Annotated in this window: 17 protein-coding genes; 5 read left to right on the plus strand and 12 right to left on the minus strand. The window is 65.5% G+C overall.

Features of this window, described 5'->3' with window-relative positions; genetic code table 11:
• Positions 1–9: 9 nt before the first annotated feature.
• A complete protein-coding gene (gene pepN, locus QYC26_RS06485; protein ID WP_317514584.1) occupies positions 10–2601 on the minus strand; it encodes an aminopeptidase N in 2592 nt (863 codons plus the stop codon).
• A gap of 134 nt (positions 2602–2735) precedes the next feature.
• Here pepN and QYC26_RS06490 point away from each other — a divergent pair, with 134 nt between their 5' ends.
• Positions 2736–3590 (plus strand): SDR family NAD(P)-dependent oxidoreductase, encoded by an 855-nt coding sequence (locus tag QYC26_RS06490; RefSeq protein WP_317515008.1) that lies wholly within the window; start codon positions 2736–2738, stop codon positions 3588–3590.
• Here the strand turns inward: QYC26_RS06490 and QYC26_RS06495 are convergent.
• Together QYC26_RS06495 and QYC26_RS06500 are read right to left on the minus strand one after the other, a co-directional pair.
• A complete protein-coding gene (locus tag QYC26_RS06495; protein ID WP_317514585.1) occupies positions 3500–4417 on the minus strand; it encodes a DMT family transporter in 918 nt (305 codons plus the stop codon). The two genes, QYC26_RS06490 and QYC26_RS06495, sit on opposite strands and share 91 nt — an antisense overlap.
• The gene (locus tag QYC26_RS06500) at positions 4414–5415 is read right to left on the minus strand and encodes a threonine aldolase family protein (protein WP_317514586.1); all 1002 of its coding nucleotides are present in this window, start codon (positions 5413–5415) and stop codon (positions 4414–4416) included. Before QYC26_RS06500 ends, QYC26_RS06495 begins: the two co-directional genes overlap by 4 nt.
• Positions 5416–5581: 166 nt before the next feature.
• Here QYC26_RS06500 and QYC26_RS06505 point away from each other — a divergent pair, with 166 nt between their 5' ends.
• Positions 5582–5989 (plus strand): PilZ domain-containing protein, encoded by a 408-nt coding sequence (locus QYC26_RS06505; RefSeq protein WP_317514587.1) that lies wholly within the window; start codon positions 5582–5584, stop codon positions 5987–5989.
• A 7-nt stretch (positions 5990–5996) separates the two neighbouring features.
• On the opposite strand, the gene mmsB is transcribed toward QYC26_RS06505, so the two are convergent.
• The 4 genes from mmsB to QYC26_RS06525 form a co-directional block, all read right to left on the minus strand.
• Positions 5997–6884 carry a 3-hydroxyisobutyrate dehydrogenase gene (gene mmsB / locus QYC26_RS06510; RefSeq protein ID WP_317514588.1) on the minus strand — a complete coding sequence of 296 codons (888 nt, stop codon included), beginning with the start codon at positions 6882–6884 and terminating at the stop codon, positions 5997–5999.
• Between the two features lie 74 nt (positions 6885–6958).
• Positions 6959–7732, minus strand: a complete 774-nt coding sequence (locus QYC26_RS06515) for an enoyl-CoA hydratase (RefSeq protein WP_317514589.1) — start codon at positions 7730–7732, stop codon at positions 6959–6961.
• 120 nt (positions 7733–7852) lie between these two features.
• On the minus strand, positions 7853–8896 hold the full coding sequence (locus QYC26_RS06520; protein WP_317514590.1) for an enoyl-CoA hydratase/isomerase family protein: 1044 nt from the start codon (positions 8894–8896) through the stop codon (positions 7853–7855).
• Positions 8893–10038, minus strand: a complete 1146-nt coding sequence (locus tag QYC26_RS06525) for an acyl-CoA dehydrogenase family protein (protein WP_317515009.1) — start codon at positions 10036–10038, stop codon at positions 8893–8895. The genes QYC26_RS06520 and QYC26_RS06525 overlap by 4 nt, the downstream gene beginning before the upstream one ends.
• Before the next feature lie 62 nt (positions 10039–10100).
• Between QYC26_RS06525 and QYC26_RS06530 the strand changes: the two genes are divergently transcribed.
• Positions 10101–10406, plus strand: coding sequence for a GIY-YIG nuclease family protein (locus QYC26_RS06530; RefSeq protein ID WP_317514591.1), 306 nt, complete (start codon positions 10101–10103; stop codon positions 10404–10406).
• Between the two features lie 52 nt (positions 10407–10458).
• Here the strand turns inward: QYC26_RS06530 and QYC26_RS06535 are convergent, their stop codons facing one another.
• Complete coding sequence (locus QYC26_RS06535; RefSeq protein WP_317514592.1) at positions 10459–11955, minus strand: CoA-acylating methylmalonate-semialdehyde dehydrogenase; 1497 nt, start codon at positions 11953–11955, stop codon at positions 10459–10461.
• 119 nt (positions 11956–12074) lie between these two features.
• On the opposite strand from QYC26_RS06535, the gene QYC26_RS06540 reads away from it, so the two are divergent.
• Together QYC26_RS06540 and QYC26_RS06545 are read left to right on the plus strand one after the other, a co-directional pair.
• Positions 12075–12950, plus strand: a complete 876-nt coding sequence (locus QYC26_RS06540; protein WP_317515010.1) for a LysR family transcriptional regulator — start codon at positions 12075–12077, stop codon at positions 12948–12950.
• 82 nt (positions 12951–13032) lie between these two features.
• Entirely contained in the window at positions 13033–14439 is a 1407-nt protein-coding gene (locus QYC26_RS06545; protein ID WP_411197631.1) for an MATE family efflux transporter, read from the plus strand.
• Positions 14440–14454: 15 nt separating this feature from the next.
• Here QYC26_RS06545 and QYC26_RS06550 read toward each other — a convergent pair whose 3' ends face one another.
• From QYC26_RS06550 to QYC26_RS06565, 4 genes are all read right to left on the minus strand, one after another.
• Positions 14455–15876 (minus strand): diguanylate cyclase, encoded by a 1422-nt coding sequence (locus QYC26_RS06550; protein WP_317514593.1) that lies wholly within the window; start codon positions 15874–15876, stop codon positions 14455–14457.
• Between the two features lie 64 nt (positions 15877–15940).
• Positions 15941–17470, minus strand: coding sequence for a DHA2 family efflux MFS transporter permease subunit (locus tag QYC26_RS06555; protein ID WP_317514594.1), 1530 nt, complete (start codon positions 17468–17470; stop codon positions 15941–15943).
• Between the two features lie 11 nt (positions 17471–17481).
• On the minus strand, positions 17482–18639 hold the full coding sequence (locus QYC26_RS06560; protein ID WP_317514595.1) for an HlyD family efflux transporter periplasmic adaptor subunit: 1158 nt from the start codon (positions 18637–18639) through the stop codon (positions 17482–17484).
• Positions 18632–20095, minus strand: coding sequence for an efflux transporter outer membrane subunit (locus QYC26_RS06565; RefSeq protein ID WP_411197632.1), 1464 nt, complete (start codon positions 20093–20095; stop codon positions 18632–18634). The genes QYC26_RS06560 and QYC26_RS06565 overlap by 8 nt, the downstream gene beginning before the upstream one ends.
• Between the last annotated feature and the right edge of the window lie 81 nt (positions 20096–20176).

Raw genomic sequence — 20176 nt, forward strand, 5'->3', positions numbered from 1 at the left:
GTTCAGCAATCAGACGAGGCTTTTCGACGCCTGCTCGTACACGTCCTTCGACAGCCCGGGCGTGTCGACGATCCGCTGCAAAGCCTGCCGCATCAGCGCGGCGCGGCCTTCGCCAAAGCGGCGCCAGCGCCCGAGCGGCGGCACCAGCCGCGCCGCCGTCTGCGGGTTGATCCGGTCCAGCGCGACGATGATGTCGGCCAGGAAAGCATAGCCCCGGCCATCCTCGGTATGGAAAGCGCGCTGGTTGACCGCAAACGCCCCGGCAAGCGCACGCACGCGATTGGGATTGGCCAGCGTGAAATCGGCATGTTTGGACAGTGCGATCACCTGATCGAGCGTATCGTCACGCAGAGACAGCGCCTGCGTGCTGAACCATTTGTCGAGCACGAGCGCGTTGTCGCGGTAGCGATCGTAAAAAGCGCCAAGCGCCGTAAGCCGCTCAGCGCTGTCGCCATTGGCAAGCGTGCCGAGCGCGCCCTGCCGATCGGTCATGTTATCCGCCGTTTCAAACTGCCCGAATGCCAGCGCCGCCGCATCCGGCGCATCGCTGACGGCGATATAGCCCAGCGCCACCGAGCGCAGCCGCCGCGCGCCCTTTGCTTTGGACGAATATTCGAAACGATTGGCCTGACAATCCGCATAGGCGGCGCGCCATTCAGCCATGAGGCCGGTCGCGATCTCACGGCGCAGCGCCTCGCGTGCAGCATGGATCGCGTCGGGATCGACCACGAGCATATGATCGCCGATAAAACCTTCTGACGGGAGCAGAACCGCCTCGGCGACGAACGCCTTGTCGAGTGCGGGGTCCGCCAGCGTATTGCGGATAGCGGCGATCACCGGCGCATGATCGGGCGTACCACCAGCAATCGCGCCGACAAGCGTATCGAGCATCAGCTGCTGCATCGCCTCGTACCGGGCGAAGGGATCGTCATCATGCGCCGAAAGGAAGGCAAGATCGGAAGGCGTACGGTTGGTCTCAACCGTGACGGGTGCGGAAAAGCCACGATTGATCGACAGCACCGCCCGGTCGGCGACATTTTCGAACACCACCGTCTGCTCGGCCACCGTCATCACGACAAGGCGCTCCTCGCCCAGCGGTTCGCCGCTGCGTTCGTTGAACAGCCGGACGCGGAGCGGCAGCACCATCGGCTGCTTGTCCGGCTGCCCCGGCGTGGCGGCGAGCTGCTGTTCGAGCCGAAGGCTGACCGTGCTGCCCTTTTGCGTGAGCGTCGCCGTGACGCGCGGGGTGCCCGCCTGTTCATACCAGCGGCGGAACTGCCCGAGGTCGAGCCCGGCGCCCTCTTCCATCGCCGCGATAAAATCGTCGCAGGTTGCCGCCTGCCCGTCATGGCGTTCGAAATAGAGATCGGTACCACGGCGGAAGCGTTCAGGACCCGCCATGACCGCCATCATGCGGATCACTTCGGCACCCTTGTTGTAGATCGTCGCGGTGTAGAAATTCGAAATCTCGATATAGGAATCGGGACGGATCGGGTGCGCAAGCGGACCGGCATCCTCGGGGAACTGCGCCGCGCGGAGCATGCGGACATCCTCGATCCGCTTCACCGCAGCCGAGCCCTGATCGGCCGAGAAGCACTGATCGCGGTAGACGGTGAAGCCTTCCTTCAGGCTGAGCTGGAACCAGTCGCGGCAGGTGACGCGGTTGCCCGACCAGTTGTGGAAATATTCGTGCGCAACGACGCCGGCCACCGCGTCATAATCCGCATCGGTCGCCGTATCGGGATCGGCGAGGATGTAGCGCGAATTGAAGATATTGAGGCCCTTATTCTCCATCGCGCCGAAGTTGAAATCGGAAACGGCAACGATGTTGAACACGTCGAGATCATATTCGCGGCCATAGACCTGCTCATCCCAAGCCATCGAGGCCTTGAGCGCCGCCATGGCATGATCGGTCTTGGGCAGATCATCCTTGCGGACCCAGATGCCCAGTTCAACCACCCGCCCCGAGCGCGTGGTGAACTCGCTGCGATTGACCTCAAGATCACCTGCTACAAGGGCAAAGAGATAAGAGGGCTTGGGATAGGGATCATGCCATTGCGCCCAGTGGCGGCCATCCGCCAGTTCGCCCGTGCCCACCGGATCGCCGTTTGAAAGGAGCACCGGATAGCGCGCGCGATCCGCCTCCATCCGCACCGTGTAACGGCTGAGAACATCGGGACGATCAGGGAAGAAGGTGATGCGGCGAAAGCCTTCCGCCTCGCACTGCGTGCACAGCAACCCGCCCGACGCGTAAAGCCCCATCAGTTGGGTGTTGAGTTCGGGAGACAGGAGCACCTCTGTCTCAACCCGGTGCTGGCTCCCCGGGAGCGGAACGACAAGCCTGCCGTCATCAAGCGACCATGCATCGCCGCCCAGCGTCACGCCATCGACGCGCACCAGTTCCGGCGTGATATCGTCGCCATCGAGCGTCAGTGGACGCCGATGATCGCCATTGCGCTCGACCTGCAGAACCGCACGCACACGGGACTTTACACCGTCCAGCGTGAAATCGAGTTCGATCTCGGGAACAAGCCAGTCAGGCGGACGATAATCCTGACGACGAATGACGGACGGCGCGGCGGCGGACAGGGCATCAAGCATGAAAGTGCCTTACGCCGGGCCGCCCAAGGGCGCAATCAGACCCGGCTCGGATGCGGCACATATACCTCCATCGCGCCTTGCGACTGAACCATAAGCAGCCCTATGCCCGGCGACATGCATGGGGAGCGTATATGATGGTCCGCCTTTTCATTTTCGGTCTCGGCTATAGCAGCGGCTATATCGCGGCGGCGGTCCGGCAATCGGGCGGCGAGGTGTTCGGCTGCACACGCGATGGGCGGGACGGCAGCCTGCGCTTCGATGATGCCGAGGCCTTACGCCACGCCATTGCGACATCGACGCATATCCTGTCGAGCGTGCCGCCGGGCGAGGACGGCGATCCGGTGCTCGAGGTCTATGGCGATGCGCTGCGGGGCGCGTCTGCGCGATGGATCGGCTATCTTTCCTCCACAGGTGTTTATGGCGACACGCGCGGCGCATGGGTGGACGAGACGGCGCCGATCGGCCTTGGCCGGCGATCGGCGCGCGCGGCCGCCGATATCGCCTGGCAGGCGCTTCGGGACGATGTTCGCGTGTTTCGCCTGCCGGGTATCTATGGGCCGGGGCGATCGGCGCTGGAGCGCGTTAGGACAGGCAAAGCGCACCGCATCGATGCCAAGGGGCAGATGTTCAGCCGGATCCATGTCGATGACATTGCGAGCGGCGTGATCGCGTCGTTCGACGGCTCGGCCGGCGTCTATAATTTGGCGGACGATAAGCCGGCGCCGGGGCATATTGTCACCGAATATGCGGCCACGCTGCTGGGTGTGGCCCCACCCCCACTGCAGACGCTTGAAGAGGCCGGGCTGTCGGAGCCTGCGCGCGCATTTTACAGCGAGAGCCGCCGGGTCGCGAACGGCAGGGCCAAGCGACAGCTTGGCTGGCACCCCGCCTATCCCGATTACCGTGCGGGGCTTCGCGCCCTCATGGCCACGACAAGCCCGCCAAGCGCCAGCGCACAGCCCGAGGCGGCGAGCAGCGACCAGTCATAGCCTTCGAACAGCGTGGACAAGAGCATGGCGATGATCGGCACGAGGACGCTCGAATAGGCGGCCTTGGCGGGTCCGATCTCGCGGATGATACCGAAATAGAGCGTGAAGGCGACCGCCGAGGCGACGACGCCTAGATAGAAAAGCCCCGCGACATAGCCGAGCCGCATCTCGAAAACCGGCGGGCCGACCGTGGCCCAGGCATAGGCAGCGTCGATCAACGAGCCGATGAGCATCGCCCAGGCGAGCATCGACGCCATGGGATAACGCCGCGACCGCTCGGTGGCCTGCATGACATTGGCGGTCGACGCACTGAGCACGCCCAACAGCGAGAGCCCCAGCCCAAGCGCCAGTGTTTCAACACCGCCGGCGCCGGCATGGGCTTCGTGAACGAAGAGCAGGCCAAGCCCGACCAGCGCGATGACCGATCCGACAATGAAACCGCGCGTCACCCTTTGCCCCAGAAAGAGGAAGCCGAAGAGCGCATTGGGCACCACGAGCAGCGCGTAGATCACCGCGACGATGCCCGAGGTGATGTACATTTCCGCGCGGTAGACGAAGTTGAAGTTGAGCACGAACTGCGACAGCCCGAGCCCGAGCGCGAAGAGGAAGCCCGCGCGGTCGAGCCGGAGCGAATGCCGCCGCACCACCGCGAAGGCGAGCATGGTGAGCCCGGCGATGAGGAAGCGATAGGCCACCGACCAGCTTGCCGGAACCACGCCCAATTGGTCACGGATGACGAGCCAGGTCGAGCCCCAGATGCAGGTTACCGCGATGAAGCCGAGGATGACGCCGCGGTGGCCGGCACCGCTTTCGGATACCGCAGTCACAGCGCGGCAATCGCATCGGCGAGCGGCGCGATGGCGGCGGCATCCTGATCCCAGCTGGTCACCAGCCGCGCCTCCCCAACGCCCCAGTCGTAGAAATCGAAACCGAGCGCGCGCAGCTTTGCGGCTTCGTCCGCGCGCAGCCGCAGGAACACTTCATTGGCCTCGACCGGATAGACCAGCCGATCGCCGGCGGCCCTGGCCAATAGCTGCGCCCCGGCATTGGCGGTGCGCGCATTGGCGAGCCAGACGTCATCGTCCAGCATCGCCAGCAGCTGGGCCGCGAGATAGCGCCCCTTGGACAAGAGGTGCCCCGCGCGCTTGCGCCGATAGCGCGAGGCGACGGCGAGATCGGGCCGGAAGAACACAAGCGCCTCGGCGTTCATGCCGCCATTTTTGGTGAAGCCGAAACTGAGGGCATCCACCCCCGCGCGCCAGGTGACGTCCGCCGGGCTGCATCCGAGATGCGCCACCGCATTGGCGAAGCGGGCACCGTCCATATGAAAGCCGAGGCCATGATCGCGGGCGATCGCGCCCAGCGCGGCCACCTGATCAGGCGAATAGACCGCGCCATATTCGGTGGCGTTGGTGATCGACAGCGCGTGCGGCTGGACCTGATGCACGTCGTTGCGGATGCCCGCCAGCAGGCCCCGTACCGTGTCCGGTTCCAGCCGCGCGGCCGCCCCGCCCGCCAGCATCAGCTTGGCCCCGTGGGTGAAGAATTCGGGGGCGCCGCATTCATCGACCTGGATATGTGCCTGATCATGACAGATCACGCCGCCATGCGGCGGGCACAGCGCGGCGAGCGCCAGCGCATTGGCCGCCGTGCCGGTGGACACCCAGAGCACGCTGACCGGGGTTTCGAAGAGTTCGGAAAAGCGCGCGTCGAGCGCCGCGCTCCAGCGATCGCCGTTATAGGCGGTGTCGAGCGTGTTGGCGGCCAGCATCGCATCGAGGACGGGCGGGCAGACGGCGGCGGCATTATCCGAGAAAAAGCGCATGGCGCCATGCTTTGCGGTGCGGCGCGACCGCCGTCAACGCCGGACGATGCTGGCCCGAATGCGACCAATCGTTGGAATGTAACAAATTATGGCTCGTCTTCGGCCAACGCACATCCTAAACCGATATATAACGAGCATATAAACGAGCCGAACAACAAGGTCGCGCGTGAACGAGTGTTCCGATCCACAGTCTGCCGATGACGGAGCGATGGCCCCCGCCGTGCGCGAACCGCGTACGGGGCGGCTTTTCATCGCCCAACTCGCGCTGGAAAACGGCACGGTGGTGAAAATCCGCATCCGCAACATTTCATCGGGCGGGATGGGCGGGATCAGCGAACCACCCCTTTCGCCGGGACAAAGGGGACATGTGCTGCTGGCCGGTGTCGGCTTGGTCACCGGCCGTGTCGCCTGGACGCGCGGGCCCAATTTCGGGGTGCAGTTCGACGCGCGGATCGAGGCGGAGCATGCACGGATGACGCCCGCCGCGATCGCCCCTGCGCCCAGTTCGGACTTTGTGGTGGCCGATCGTTTCCGCCCGGTGCACGATCACAAGCGGCCGGGCTTCAAACGCTGAACCCGGCTTAGCCGCGTCCGGCTTCGAGCATCTTGATGATGCCCGAAAAATCGCGGCCGCCCTCACCGTCATCGGCGAATTTCTGGTAAAGTTCGGCGGCCTTTTCCCCCATCGGCACATCAGCCGAGACGCTGCCCGCGGCTTCCATCGCAAGGCGCAGATCCTTGAGCATCAGCGCTGTGGCGAAACCGCCCTGATAATCGTGATCGGCGGGGGTTTCCGGACCCACACCTGGTACCGGACAGTAACTTGTCATCGACCAGCACTGACCCGAAGCGCGCGAGGCGATATCGAAGAAGGTCTGCGCATCGAGACCGAGCTTGTTGGCCAGATTGAACGTCTCGCAGGTGGCGACCATCGACGCGCCGAGGAGCATGTTGTTGCAGATCTTGGCGGCCTGCCCCGCACCATTGCCGCCGGCATGGATCACCGCCTTGCCCATGGCGGAAAGGAACGGTTCGGCGCGCGCAAAGGCATCGTCGGCGCCGCCCACCATGAAGGTGAGCGTGCCGCCCGCCGCCGCCGCGATGCCGCCCGAGACCGGTGCATCGACCGCGGCGAGCCCGCGCGCGGCGGCCGCCGCCGCGACGCGGCGCGCGGTATCGACATCGATGGTCGAGCAATCGAGCAGCAGCGCGCCCGGCGCGGCATGGGCGAAGACATCGCCTTCATAGACCTGTTCGACATGACGGCCGGCGGGCAGCATGGTGACGACGGCATCGGCCCCCGCCACCGCTTCGGCCGCGCTGGCCGCCGCCTGGCATCCGGCTGCCACGGCACGATCGAGCGCATCGGTCGACAGATCGAAGGCACGAACATCATGCCCCTTTGCGGCCAGATTGGCGGCCATGCCGCCGCCCATATTGCCAAGCCCGATAAACGCGATGCGTGCCATGTCAGATCTTCTCCTGCCGTGAATGCCGGGCCGGCGATGCGGCCCGGCTGTGTTTCCGACCGGACGTGGGGCGCTTAACGCCCAGTCCAGTTCCCCGGCCGCTTCTCGACGAATGCGGCCATGCCTTCCTTCTGGTCCTCGGTGCCGAACAACCCGTTGAACAGGCGCCGTTCGAACTGGACCCCCATCTGCAAATTGGTTTCGAACGCCGCGTTGACCATTTCCTTGTTGGCCTTGACCGCGAGCGGCGCCATTCCGGCGATGGTGGTCGCGGTCTTCACCGCATCCTCGACCAGATCGGCGACCGGCACGATGCGCGAGACGAGCCCCGCACGTTCGGCCTCGGCGGCGTCCATCATCCGGCCTGTGAGGCACATTTCCATCGCCTTGGCCTTGCCCACCGCGCGGGTCAGGCGCTGCGAGCCGCCCATGCCGGGCGCCACGCCCAGCTTGATTTCGGGTTGGCCGAACTTGGCATTGTCGCCCGCGATGATGAAATCGCACATCATCGCCACTTCGCACCCGCCGCCGAGCGCGAAGCCCGCGACCGCCGCGATGACCGGCTTGCGCGTGGCGGTGACCCGGTCATAGCCCGCGAAGAAATTGGTGCCGAACATATGGGCAAAGCCCTTGTCGGCCATTTCCTTGATGTCGGCGCCCGCCGCGAACGCCTTTTCGCTGCCGGTGATGACCGCACAGCCCTGGGTATCGTCGGCATCGAACGCTTCGAGCGCGGCGATCAGATCGGCGAGCACCTGGCTGTTGAGTGCGTTGAGCGCCTGGGGGCGGTTGAGCGTGATCAGCGTGACCGGGCCGCGGGTTTCGACAAGCAGGGTTTCGTAGGTCATCTTCGTCCTTTTCGTCATCGAGCCCCGACAGGGGCCATGAAATTGCACATGCGCCCTGCGCCGTCCGCCTTCATGGCGCGCGGGTCAACCCCGCTAGCCGATATTGGCCGCAGCCCCGGTTCAGGCCGGGGTCCAGGCATCCGCTTCGGGAAGCGGCGCAAAGATCGTATCGATCAGATGATCGCTGACCTCTTCGGGGGTGGCCGGGTTCCATTTGGGTGCATTGTCCTTGTCGACAATCACCGCGCGGACGCCCTCGATGAAATCATGACGCTGCACGACATGCGCGCCCACGGCATATTCCTGCCGCATCTCGGCGCCGAAATCGGCCATTTTCGCGCCATCGCGGAGCAAGCGGAGCGAGACCTTCATCGTCTGGGGCGACTTGGTCTTGAGCACCGCCAACTGCTGCAGCGCCCATTCGCCGCCATCGGCCGCAAGATCGGCATGAATATCTTCGAGCCGGTCCGACGCGAACAGCCGGTCGATATCGTCGCGGTGCGCATCGAGCCGCGCGGGCGGCGCGGCGACCGCGCGTTCGCGCAGAATTTCCGAAGCGCGCTGCGGATCGGCGGCGATTTCGGCCTTTACCGCCGCAAGCTCTTCAGACGCCAGATAATGGGTGGCGAGCCCGAGCGAGAGGCATTCGGCCCCGTCGATCCGTGCGCCGGTGAGCGCGAGATACTGCCCCACCCGGCCGGGCAGGCGCGACAGATACCAGCCGCCGCCGACATCGGGAAACAGCCCGATCCCGGTTTCGGGCATGGCGAACCGGGTATTTTCGGTCGCGACGCGATATTTGCAGGGGAGCGCAATGCCCACGCCGCCGCCCATGGTGATGCCATCCATGAAGGCGACAACGGGCTTGGCATAGGTGAACAGCCGGTGGTTCATCCGATATTCGGTGAAGAAGAAGCGGCGCGCCTCGACACCGTCGCCAGCGCCCGATTCAGCAAGCATGCGGATATCGCCGCCGGCGCAGAAACCGCGCCCCTCGGCATGGTCGACCATGAGCAGTTCGACCTCGTCATCCTCGCGCCACTCTTCGAGCGCAGCGAGGATGGCGACGCACATATCGGTGGTGAGCGCGTGGATGGCGCCGGGCCGGTTGAGGCTGATGATGCCGGCGCGCCCTGCGGTGCGGGTGAGGATCTGGTCGGTCATTGGCGGGTAAGCTCCCGTCCCACGATCATGCGCATGATCTGGTTCGTACCTTCGAGGATGGAATGGACGCGCAGATCGCGCCAGAAGCGTTCGATCGGATAATCCTGCAGGAAGCCGTAGCCGCCGTGCAGCTGAAGCGCGTCGTTGACGACCTTCGATCCGGTGTCGGTGGCAAGGCGCTTGGCCATGGCGGCGAACTTGGTCTTGTCGGGCGCGTTCGCGGTGACCTTGGCAGCCGCGATGTAGAGCAGCGCACGCGCGGCCTGAAGCTCGGTTTCCATGTCCGCGAGCATGAACTGGGTGTTCTGGAAATCGGCGATGGCCTTGCCGAACTGCTTGCGATCCTTGGTATAGCCGATCGCTTCATCGAGGCAGCGCTGCGCGCCGCCCAGCGAACAGGCGCCGATATTGAGGCGGCCGCCATCGAGCCCCATCATCGCGATGCGAAAGCCCTCCCCCTCGGCCCCGACAAGATTTTCGACGGGCACACGGACGCCGTCGAAATTGACCTGCGCGGTCGGCTGCGAATGCCAGCCGAGCTTCTTTTCGTTCGCGCCGAAGCTGACGCCGGGCATGTCCTTTTCGATGACGAGGCACGAAATGCCCTTGGGGCCTTCCTCACCCGTGCGGACCATGGTGACGTAGATCTCGTTCTCGCCACCGCCCGAGATGAACGCCTTGGACCCGGTGACGACATAATGATCGCCGTCGCGCACCGCCTTGGTCTTCAATGCCGCCGCGTCCGATCCCGAGCCGGGTTCGGTGAGGCAATAGCTGGCGATCTTGTCCATCGTGACGAGCTGGGGGAGATATTTCTCCTTCACCGCCGCCGCACCGAAGCGGTCGATCATCCAGCTCGCCATATTGTGGATCGAGATGAAGGCGCTGGTCGACGGGCAGCCATAGGCCATCGCCTCCATGATCAGCGCGGCTTCGAGCCGGCCAAGGCCGATCCCGCCCATTTCCTCGGACACATAGATCGAGGCGAAGCCAAGCTCGGCGGCAGCCTTGATCGTTTCGCGCGGGAAGATGTGCTTTTCATCCCATTCGGCGGCGAAGGGGGTGATCGCGTCGGCGGTGAACTTGCGCGCCATTTCCTGAATGGCACGCTGGTCGTCGGTGAGGTCGAACTGGTTGGTCATCATCTCGCTCTATCGTCATGCTGAACTTGATTCAGCATCCATGAACACGGCATCGTCAGAAAATGGAGCGCCTGCCCTTCGTCTATATCCTGAGCAGCGGACGACACGGAACGCTTTATGTTGGCGTGACGTCCGATCTGCTCAAACGGCTCCATCAACACCGGAACGGCACAACGGGTGGCTTTACGAAAGCCTATCACGTCCACCGCCTCGTTCACTTCGAACAATTCGACGACATGCCTGCCGCCATCGCACGCGAGAAACAACTCAAGGCGTGGCGGCGAGACTGGAAGGTCGCCTTAATCGAGCGCGGCAATCCGGAATGGGCCGATCTCGCGATCGGTTTCGGCTTCGAACCCATCCGATAGCGTCCATGTTCATGGATGCTGACTTTCGTCAGCATGACGGCCCCTGCCACGTTCATCCCATCGTCGGAATGACGAAGGCGTTGCTGCCATCGGGCGAGCCGTCGGGCCAGCGCTGGGTGACCGTCTTGGTCTTGGTCCAGAAGCGGATGCCTTCCATGCCGTGCTGGTTGATGTCGCCAAAGGCCGAACGCTTCCAGCCGCCAAAGCTGTGATAGGCGACGGGCACGGGGATCGGCACGTTGATGCCGACCATGCCGACATTGACCCGGCCCGCAAATTCGCGTGCGGCATGGCCGTTGCGCGTGAAGATGGCGACGCCGTTGCCGTACTGATGCTCGCTGGGAAGGCGCAGTGCCTCCTCGAAATCGGCGGCGCGCACGATCTGGAGCACGGGGCCGAAAATCTCTTCCTTGTAGCTTTCCATCGTCGGCTTGACGTGATCGAACAGCGACGGGCCGATGAAGAAGCCTTCCTCATGCCCCTGCAGCGTGAAGCCGCGGCCGTCGACGACGAGTTCGGCGCCTTCGTCCACGCCCTTCTGGATCCAGTTTTCGACGCGCTGCTTGTGCGCGGCGTTGACGACAGGGCCGTAATGCGCGTCGGCATCGGTCGACACGCCGATCCGCAGACCGTCGATCGCGGGGAGCAGCGCCTCGCGCAGCTCGTTCGCGGTCTTTTCACCGACGGGGACGACGACCGGGAGCGCCATGCAGCGTTCGCCCGCCGAACCATAAGCCGCGCCCGTCAGATCCTTGACGACCTGATCGATATCGGCGTCGGGCATGACGATGCCGTGGTTCTTCGCGCCGCCCATCGCCTGGACGCGCTTGCCGGCGGCGACGCCGCGCGAATAGACATAATGGGCGATATCCGACGAGCCGACAAAGCTGACCGCCGAGATCGCGGGATGATCGAGGATCGCATCGACCATTTCCTTGTCGCCGTGGACGACCTGGAGAATGCCTTCGGGCGCGCCCGCCTCGAGCATCAGTTCGGCGAGGCGCACGGGCACCGAGGGATCGCGCTCGGACGGCTTGAGGATGAAGGCGTTGCCGACCGCGATCGCGACGCCGAACATCCACATCGGGATCATCGCCGGGAAATTGAACGGGGTGATGCCGGCACCGATGCCGAGCGGCAGGCGCATCGAATAGACGTCGATCCCCGGCCCTGCGCCCTGGGTATATTCACCCTTCAGCGCATGCGGGATGCCGCAGCAGAATTCGATGACTTCAAGCCCGCGCTGGATATCGCCCTTGGCATCGGCGATCACCTTGCCATGTTCGGACGAGAGCAGGAGCGCCAGCTCGTCCATATGCGCCTCGACCAACTCCTTGAAGCGGAACATGACGCGGGCGCGGCGCTGCGGGTTGGTGGCGGCCCAGGCGGGCTGCGCCTTTTGTGCGGCGGCGATGGCGGCATCAAGCACCGCCTGATCGCCGAGCGCGACACGCGCCTGGATCTGCCCGGTATTGGGATCGAAGACATCGCCGTAACGGGCGACTTCGGTGGGGTTCGGCACGGCGAGCTTATGGGCGATCTGGCGCATTATGGCATCCTCTCCCAGGATCTGGAAATTCTGTGAGGGCCATTGTTCGCCAATGTGATTTTGCATGCAATAGGACAATCTTGCATTGCAATGATGCATTTTTGCAGCAATCTGCCGCGATGTTCGATTGGGATGACCTGCGCCTTTTCCTTACCGTGGCACGCGCGCGGCGGATTGCCCCGGCGGCGCGCCAGCTGGGGATTGATCCGACCACGATCGGACGGCGGCTGACCCGGCTTTCCGAGCAGCTGGGAGCGCAATTGTTCGAGACGATCGGCGGCGAACGCCAGCTGACCGAGCATGGCCAGACGCTGTTCGCGCGCGCCGAGGCGATGGAAAGCGCGGCGCTGGCGGCGCTGGGCGAGGTGACCGGCGATTCGCGCAGCCTGGCCGGGCAGGTGCGGTTGAGCGTGGCCGAGGGGTTTGCGACCTGGATCCTCGCCCCGGCGCTGCCGACGTTCCACCGCAGCCATCCCGATATCCAGCTCGACATCATCACCGCCTCGGGCTTTCTCAACCCCTCGAAGCGCGAGGCCGATCTGGCGGTGATGCTGGCGCGCCCGCGCACCGGGCGGCTGGTGGCCACCAAGCTCGGCAATTACCGGCTGAAGCTGTACGGCGCGGCGGACTATCTGGCGGCGCGCGGGACGCCGCAGCGGATCGAGGCGCTCAAGGAGCACAGCCTGATCGGCTATGTCCCCGAATTCATCTATTCGCCCGAGCTCGATTATCTGGGCGAAATCGGCGCGGGGCTGGAGCCGCGGCTGCGCAGCACGAGCATCAACATCCAGCACCGGCTGATCGCGGGGGGCGCGGGGATCGGCGTGCTGCCCGCCTTTATCGGCGACCGCGACCCGACGCTTATCCCCGTCCTGGCCGAGGACCGGCAGATCCTGCGCAGCTTCTGGCTGGTGGCGCATGCCGATACGCGCGGACTGGCGCGGATCGAGGCGGTGATCCAGCTGCTGAAGGACTGCACCGGCGTGCTGGCCTGACCCAAAACGCCTATTTGCCAAGTCCCGAGTCGCTGGCATAGCTAGCGCCCCCGCGCCCGTTGCGCGGCCCCCGGGAGTATTAATGTTCACGCGTTTTGGAATGGAAGATCGTGCCGCCTGGCAGCAGGAGGCGCGCACGACGCTGATGCTTGCGCTGCCGCTGATTCTGGGCAACCTCGCCTGGGCGGCGATCCACGCGACCGACCTGATCCTGATCGGCCGGCTGGGCGCCGACGCGCTGGCCGCCGGGGCGCTGGGCGTGAACCTGTACAACGCCTTTCTGATTTTCGGCATGGGGCTGATGACCGCGGCGGCGCCGTTGATCGCGAGCGAACGCGGACGCCGGCTGCATTCGGTGCGCGACATCCGCCGGACGGTGCGCCAGACGATGTGGGCGGCGGCGACGATCTGCCTGCCAATCTGGGCGGTGCTGTGGAATGGCGAGCGCATCCTGATCGCCATGGGGCAGGACCCGGTGCTCGCCGCCAATGCCGGCACCTTCCTGCACGGGCTGCAATGGGCGCTGCTGCCCTTTTTGATGCACCTGGCGCTGCGCAACTATATCTCGGCGCTGGAACGCCCGCTCTGGGGCCTGGTGGTCGTGGCCGCCACGGTCGGCTTCAACGCGCTGGCGGCGTGGATCCTCATTTTCGGCAAGTTCGGCGCGCCCGCGCTCGGCCTGTTCGGCGCGGGGCTCGCCAGTTCCTTGTCCGGCCTGTTCATGTTCCTCGGCATGGTCGCGGTGGTGTCCTTCGACCGCACTTTCCGGCGCTATCAGCTGTTCGGCCGCTTCTGGGTGCCCGACTGGCCGCGGTACCGCGCGGTGTGGCGGATCGGGCTGCCGATCGCGATCACGATGGCGTTCGAGGCGACGGTGTTCAACGCGGCGGTGTTCCTGATGGGGCTGATCGACAAGCCCTCGCTCGCCGCGCACGCGATCGCGATCCAGATCGCCGCCTTCACCTTCATGGTGCCGCTGGGCATCGCGCAGGCGGGCACGGTGCGCGTGGGGCTGGGCCATGGGCGGCGCGATCCGATGCTGATCAAGCGCGCAGGGTGGATCGCGCTTATAATGGGCGTCGGGTTCATGACGCTGACCGCCGTGCTGATGCTCGTCGCGCCAAAGCTGCTGATCGGCATTTTCCTCGACACAAGCGACGCCGCCAATGCGCAGGTGATTGCACTGGCCGTGTCGTTCCTCGCGGTGGCGGCGCTGTTCCAGATCGTCGACGGCGCGCAGGTGGTGGGCGCGGGCATTTTGCGCGGGCTTCAGGATACGCGCGTGCCGATGATCTATGCCGGGATCGGTTACTGGGTGATCGGGATCGGCGTGGGCACCGTGCTCGCCTTCCCGCTCGGCATGAACGGCGTCGGCATCTGGCTGGGGCTGGCGAGCGGGCTGGCCGTGGTTTCGGTGCTGATGGTGCGGCGCTGGGCCCGGCGCGAGCGGCTGGGGCTGATTCCGCATGAGGTGTCCGCCCGCGCCTGACGTTGTGCGGGCCGGTCAGCCCTTATAGACGACGACCCGGTTCCGGCCCGCATGTTTGGCGTGATAGAGCGCCGTGTCCGCCATCCGCAGCAAGGCCCCCAGCCCCTGTTCGGGCAAAACGGTGCGGTGGACGATGCCGATGCTGATCGTGGTTCCATCCATATCAGGATAGAGCGGCGGCAGAGCCTCGACCGCGCGGCGGCATTGCTGGGCGAGTTCGGCCGCGTCCTCCGCCCGGATATCGAGCAGCAGCACGGCAAACTCCTCGCCGCCCAGCCGGCCGAACGCATCATCGGCGCGCAGCGTGTCGCGAATGCGCCGGGTGACGGCGACCAGCGTCTCATCCCCCATCGCATGGCCATGATGGTCGTTGATCGCCTTGAAATGATCGATGTCGATCATGAGCAGCGCCACGCCGATCCGCCCCGTGCTGCGCCAGCGCGCGAGCGCCGCCGCCCCCCGTTCCAGAAAGGCGCGGCGCGCGAGGATACCGGTCAGGCCATCGGTGGTGGCGACATGATCGAGACGTTCGAGCAGCGCGCGCTGTGAGGCGGTGATGCTGGCGACCGTGAGCGGCCCGAGTGCAAGCAGCGCAACGCCCAGCCGGAAGGACACGATGCCATCGACAAAATCATAGGTGTCGATCGGGAAGACCAGACCAATGGCCTCGATGCTCATCATCGCCAGGCAATAGAGCGAGACGAGAAGCGCCGTGAGTGGCAGGCTGTAGCTGAGCGAGCACCAGAGCAGCGCGGGGACGGCGAAACCAATCGAACCCGGCCCCCCGATGACGACCGTCATCAGGAAGGAAAGGCAAAGTGCCGCCCCCGGCAACAGTCGCCGGGGGCGGGTGACAAGTGCGCCAAGCACCTCATGCACCGTGCTTTGCCGCCAATGATCCGGCACCGTCAGCATGACGGGCAACATGATCATATAATTGGTGAGTTCGCTGGTGAACCAGAGCGGAATGCCGTTCAGTTCGGCACGCTGGAAGAGCGCCGGCGCCACCGCGCTACCCGTGACGGCTGCGGATGCAGACGCGATCATGACAATCAGGAAAAGCTGCAGCACGCCCGATGGGGTACGCAGGCGCCGATGCTCGCGGTCGAGCAACCGGAACAACCCGTAGCCGACCGCGACGCCGCTGATATTGGCGGTGGTGAGCCATAGATTTTTGGCAAGCGTATCGCCAGCCAATTGCCCGGCGAGCAGATAGCCGGCGATGGCGGCGAACCAACCGGCCGGCCCCGCCAACGACGGCCGCATCACGAGCAGGCCGAGAAGCACGGCATTGGCGGGCCATATCGCCGCGAGAAACCCCAGCGGCCGGCTGTAAATTCCGACAAGCGAGACGCAGCAGATGAGCGCGCCCAGCAGGATCACGGGCACATAGGCGCCCTTCGTGCCCAAGGGTCTGTTGGCCACCAATTCGGTCATTCCTCCCCCCATCGCCGTGCAGGATAGGGAAGATGGGGGGCGGCACCAGCCCCCCAAATGTCAATCAATGTGCAGCGCTGGTATCCACATCCTTGCGCGGGCGCGGGGCAAGCCAGATGACGAGTGCGGCAAAGGCGAAGATGCACGCCGCGAGCGCGAAGATGTGGGTCGTCGCGATCGCGGTCGCCTGCTGTTCCACCAGGTTGGAGATGAGCTGGCGGGTCTGTTCGAGCGAGAAGCCTTGCCCCGCCATGCTGTCGAGCACCGGCGCGGTGTTGAGACTGCCGACCAGATCGCTCTGCGTGACCCGTGCGCTATTGTCCCAGCTGGTGGTGACGATCGAGGTGCCGATCGCCGCCGACATGGTGCGCAGGAAGCTCATCAACCCGGCGGCCGAGGCGGTTTCGTCGGGATCGACCGCGCCGAGCGCCAGCGTCGTCACCGCGACGAAGAAGAACGGCATGCCGAACCCCTGCACAAGCTGGGGCAGCGAGAGCGTCCAGAAATCGGCATCGCTGGGCCAGGCCGCGCGCATCAGCGAGGTAAGGCCAAGCCACAACACCCCGAAGCAGACGAGCGCGCGCGCATCGAAGCGGCCAAGCATCTTGGCGACGATCGGCGACATGAACACCGCCGCCACGCCCATGAACGCCATCACATAGCCCGACCAGGTGGCGGTATAGCCCTGCGCGCCCTGCAGCCAGAGCGGGATGATGACGATGGTCGAGAAGAAGGTGCCAAAGGCCAGCGAGGTTGTGAGCACCGCGGCGGAAAAGCCCCTGTGCCGGAACACCCGGAGATCGACGATCGGATTATCCTCGGTCAGTTCCCAGATGATGAAGGCGATGAAGCCGACCGCCGCGACGATCGCGAGCCCGAGAATGAACGGATCAGAGAACCAGTCATGTTCGCGGCCGAGATCGAGCATGATCTGGAGCGCCGAAATCCACAGCAGCATCAGCGCGAGCCCGATCGTATCGATCGGGACGCTACGCGTGGGGGTTTCGATACGCTTGAGCACGAACATCGCACCGGCGGCGCAGCCAAGCGCCACGGGAATGTTGATGAAGAAGATCCAGTGCCACGACCAGTTGTCGCTGATCACACCGCCCAGAATGGGGCCGAGGATCGGCGCGGTGACCGTGGTCATCGCCCAGATGCCCATCGCCTGGGCGTGTTTTTCCTTGGGGAAGATGCGCAGCAGCAGCGTTTGCGACAGCGGCATCAGCGGGCCGCCGCACAGCCCCTGCCCGACGCGGCAGGCGACGAGCATGCCAAGCGTGGTCGACACCCCGCATAGGAAGGAGAAGACGCCAAAGCCGATCATGCCGAAGGCGAAGGTACGCACCGCGCCGAAGCGCTGGGCCAGCCAGCCGGTAAGCGGGACGGAGACCGCCTCCGCCACGGCATAGGAGGTGATGACCCAGGTGCCCTGGCTCGACGAAATGCCGAGCCCGCCCGCGATATGCGGCACGGAGACGTTGGCGATCGTCGTATCGAGCACCACCATGAAGTTGGTGATCGCGAGCACGATGCAGGCGATCACCAGCGCCGCGCCGGTCAGTGGCGCGGAGATCTCGGCTTTGGCAGACATGCGATTTCCCGTCAGCGGCCGGAAATGTCGATTTCGGCTTCCATCGAGAGGCCGACGCGCAGCGGATGCTCCTTGAGCTGCTGGGGCTCAAGCGCAATCCGCACGGGCAGGCGCTGGACCACCTTCACCCAGTTGCCCGTCGCGTTCTGCGCGGGGATGAGCGCGAAGGACGATCCGGTGCCGCCCGAAAAGCCGATGACCTTGCCTTTGTAGACGACACCCGAGCCGTAGAGATCGGAGACCAGCTCGACCGGCTGGCCGACCTTGACGTTCTGCAGCTGGCCTTCCTTGAAGTTCGCATCGACATAGACCTGGCCGATCGGGACGACCATCATCACGACCGCGCCGGGCGCGACGCGCTGGCCGAGCTGGACCTGGCGGCGGGTGACGACGCCGTCGACGGGCGCGCGCACCACGGTGCGGTCGAGATCGAGCCGGGCCTTGTCCACCCGCGCCTTGGCGGCGAGGACATCGGGGTTGGTTTCCACCGTCGTGCCCGCGATGATTGCGTCGTTCGCGGCGAGGTTGCCGGCGGCGGCGCTGCGGGTGGACCCGGCCTGCGCCAAGCCGGCCTCGGCCAGCTTGAGATTGGCGCGCGCGGCGGCGAGCGCGTTGGTGGCGCTGGTCAGTTCATCGCCCGAAACCGCGCCCGAGGGCGCCAGCTTGGCGCGGCGATCGAAATCGACCTGCGCCTTGGCGAAATCGGCGCGGGCCGAGGCGAGCTGCGCTTCGGCGCGGGCGATATCGGCGTTGCGCGCATCGACCTGTGCCGAGAGCGCGCCGCTGTTCGCGCTCGTCTGCCCGAACTGACGCCGTGCCCGGGCGAGATCGGCCTCGGCCTCAGCAAGCGCGATGCGCGCATCGCTGTCATCGAGCCTAAGGAGCACGTCGCCGCGCTTGACGACATGCGTGTCGGACACGGGCACATCGATCACCTGCCCGGCGACGAGCGGCGTGATCTGCGCGGTTTCGGCATTCACATAGGCGTTGTCGGTGCTGACATAGTTGCGCCCGATGAGCAGATGATAGCCGCCAAAGCCGACGCCAGCGACAAGGAGCAGCCCGGCAAAGCCGGTGAGCAGCTTCTTGCGGAGCGCCTTGCGTTCGGGATGGGCGGGTGCGTCAACCGACTCTGCGGCCTCGAGGGTACGGGGATCGGCTTCAGCCATGGGTTTCATCCTTGGACATATTCTGGTTTGCGGCGGTCAGCCCGCCGCCAAGGGCGCGCACAAGCGCCACGTCGAGCGTGAAGGCGCGCGTCTGGAGGGTGGCGACCGCACGGCGGGCCTGAAGCACGCGGTCTTCGGCGGTCAGCACATCGAGGAAGGTCGACAAGCCGCCTTCATAGCGCATCTGCGCCACGCTGTGCGCCTGTTCGGCCGCGCTGAGCGCCTCCGCAGAATCCGCCAGACGCACGGCGAGCATGCGGCGGCTGGTGACCGCATCGGCGACCTCGTTATACGCTTGGACCACGATCTGGTCATAACCGGCGACCGCCGCGTCATAATCGGCGCGCGCGCCCTTATATTGCGCGCGCAGCGCACCGCCCTGGAAGATCGGCAGGGTGATGGCAGGACGGACGCTGCCGATCGCCGATCCGCTGTCGAACAGATTGTCGAGCCCGAGCGACTGGACGCCGATCAGCGCGGAAAGGTTGATCGCGGGATAGAAATCGGCGCGCGCCACCTTGATCCGGCTCGCCGCTGCCTCGACCCGCGCGCGCGCCGCCGCGATGTCGGGGCGGCGCCCGATCAGATCGGTGGTGGCATCGGCAGGCAGAAGATGCGGCTGGAGCGACTGCGCGACCGGGCGGGTGATCGCCAGGCCGCGATCGGGCCCGGCGCCGAGCAGCGCGGCGATGCGGTTTCGCGTGAGGGCGATCGCCTCTTCATTCGCGGCGAGATCGGCGCGCGCGGCGGGCACGGCGGATTCGGCTTGCTTCACCTCGGCCTGGGTATCGAGCCCGGTGGCGTAGCGATTGCTGACGAGCCGGAAGGTCTTGCTGCGCACGGCGAGCGCGGATTCGAGCACGTCGCGTTCGGCATGGAGGCGCGCGAGATCGGTATAGGCGGCGGCGATGTTGGTCGACAGCACGAGCCGGGCCTGGGCGAGCTCGATCGCGGCGGCCTCCGCCTCGGACGTGGCGGCGGCGGTGGCGGCGCGGTTGCGGCCCCAAAGATCGGGATCAAAGGACAGGTTGAGCGCGGCGCGGCCGCCGTCATTCCAGCCCCTGGGGACGAACTGCGCGGGAATGCCGTTATTATAGCTCTGCTTGTCCCAGCCGCCCGCGGCCTCGGCGACAAGGCTTGGCAGCTGCGCGGCACCCGCCTGATCGGCATAGGCCGCGGCCTTGCGCAGCCGCGCAGCCGCAGCGGCGAGATCGGGCGCGCTGGCCAGCCCCTCGGCAATCAGCGCCGAAAGCTGGGGATCGCCATATGCCGACCACCAGTCGGTGGCGGGCCAATTACCCTGTTCGGAGGCGAGGCTGGTGGCCGAGGCGATGCTTTGCGCGGCGCGCGGTTCCGGACGGGCGCCAAGCTGCGGCACGGGCGCGCACGCAGCCACGAGCGCGGTGCCCGCAAGCAAGACCGCCATCGCGGAATAACGGGAAAGAATCATACGCATTTTGAAAAACCGTACCAATGAGTACGGCGCCACTGAACCTCGGAGACAAGCTTGTCAATCCAAAACCGTACTCTATAGTAC

It is taken from the genome of Sphingomonas sp. C3-2 (assembly GCF_033025475.1).
Taxonomy (GTDB): domain Bacteria; phylum Pseudomonadota; class Alphaproteobacteria; order Sphingomonadales; family Sphingomonadaceae; genus Sphingobium_A.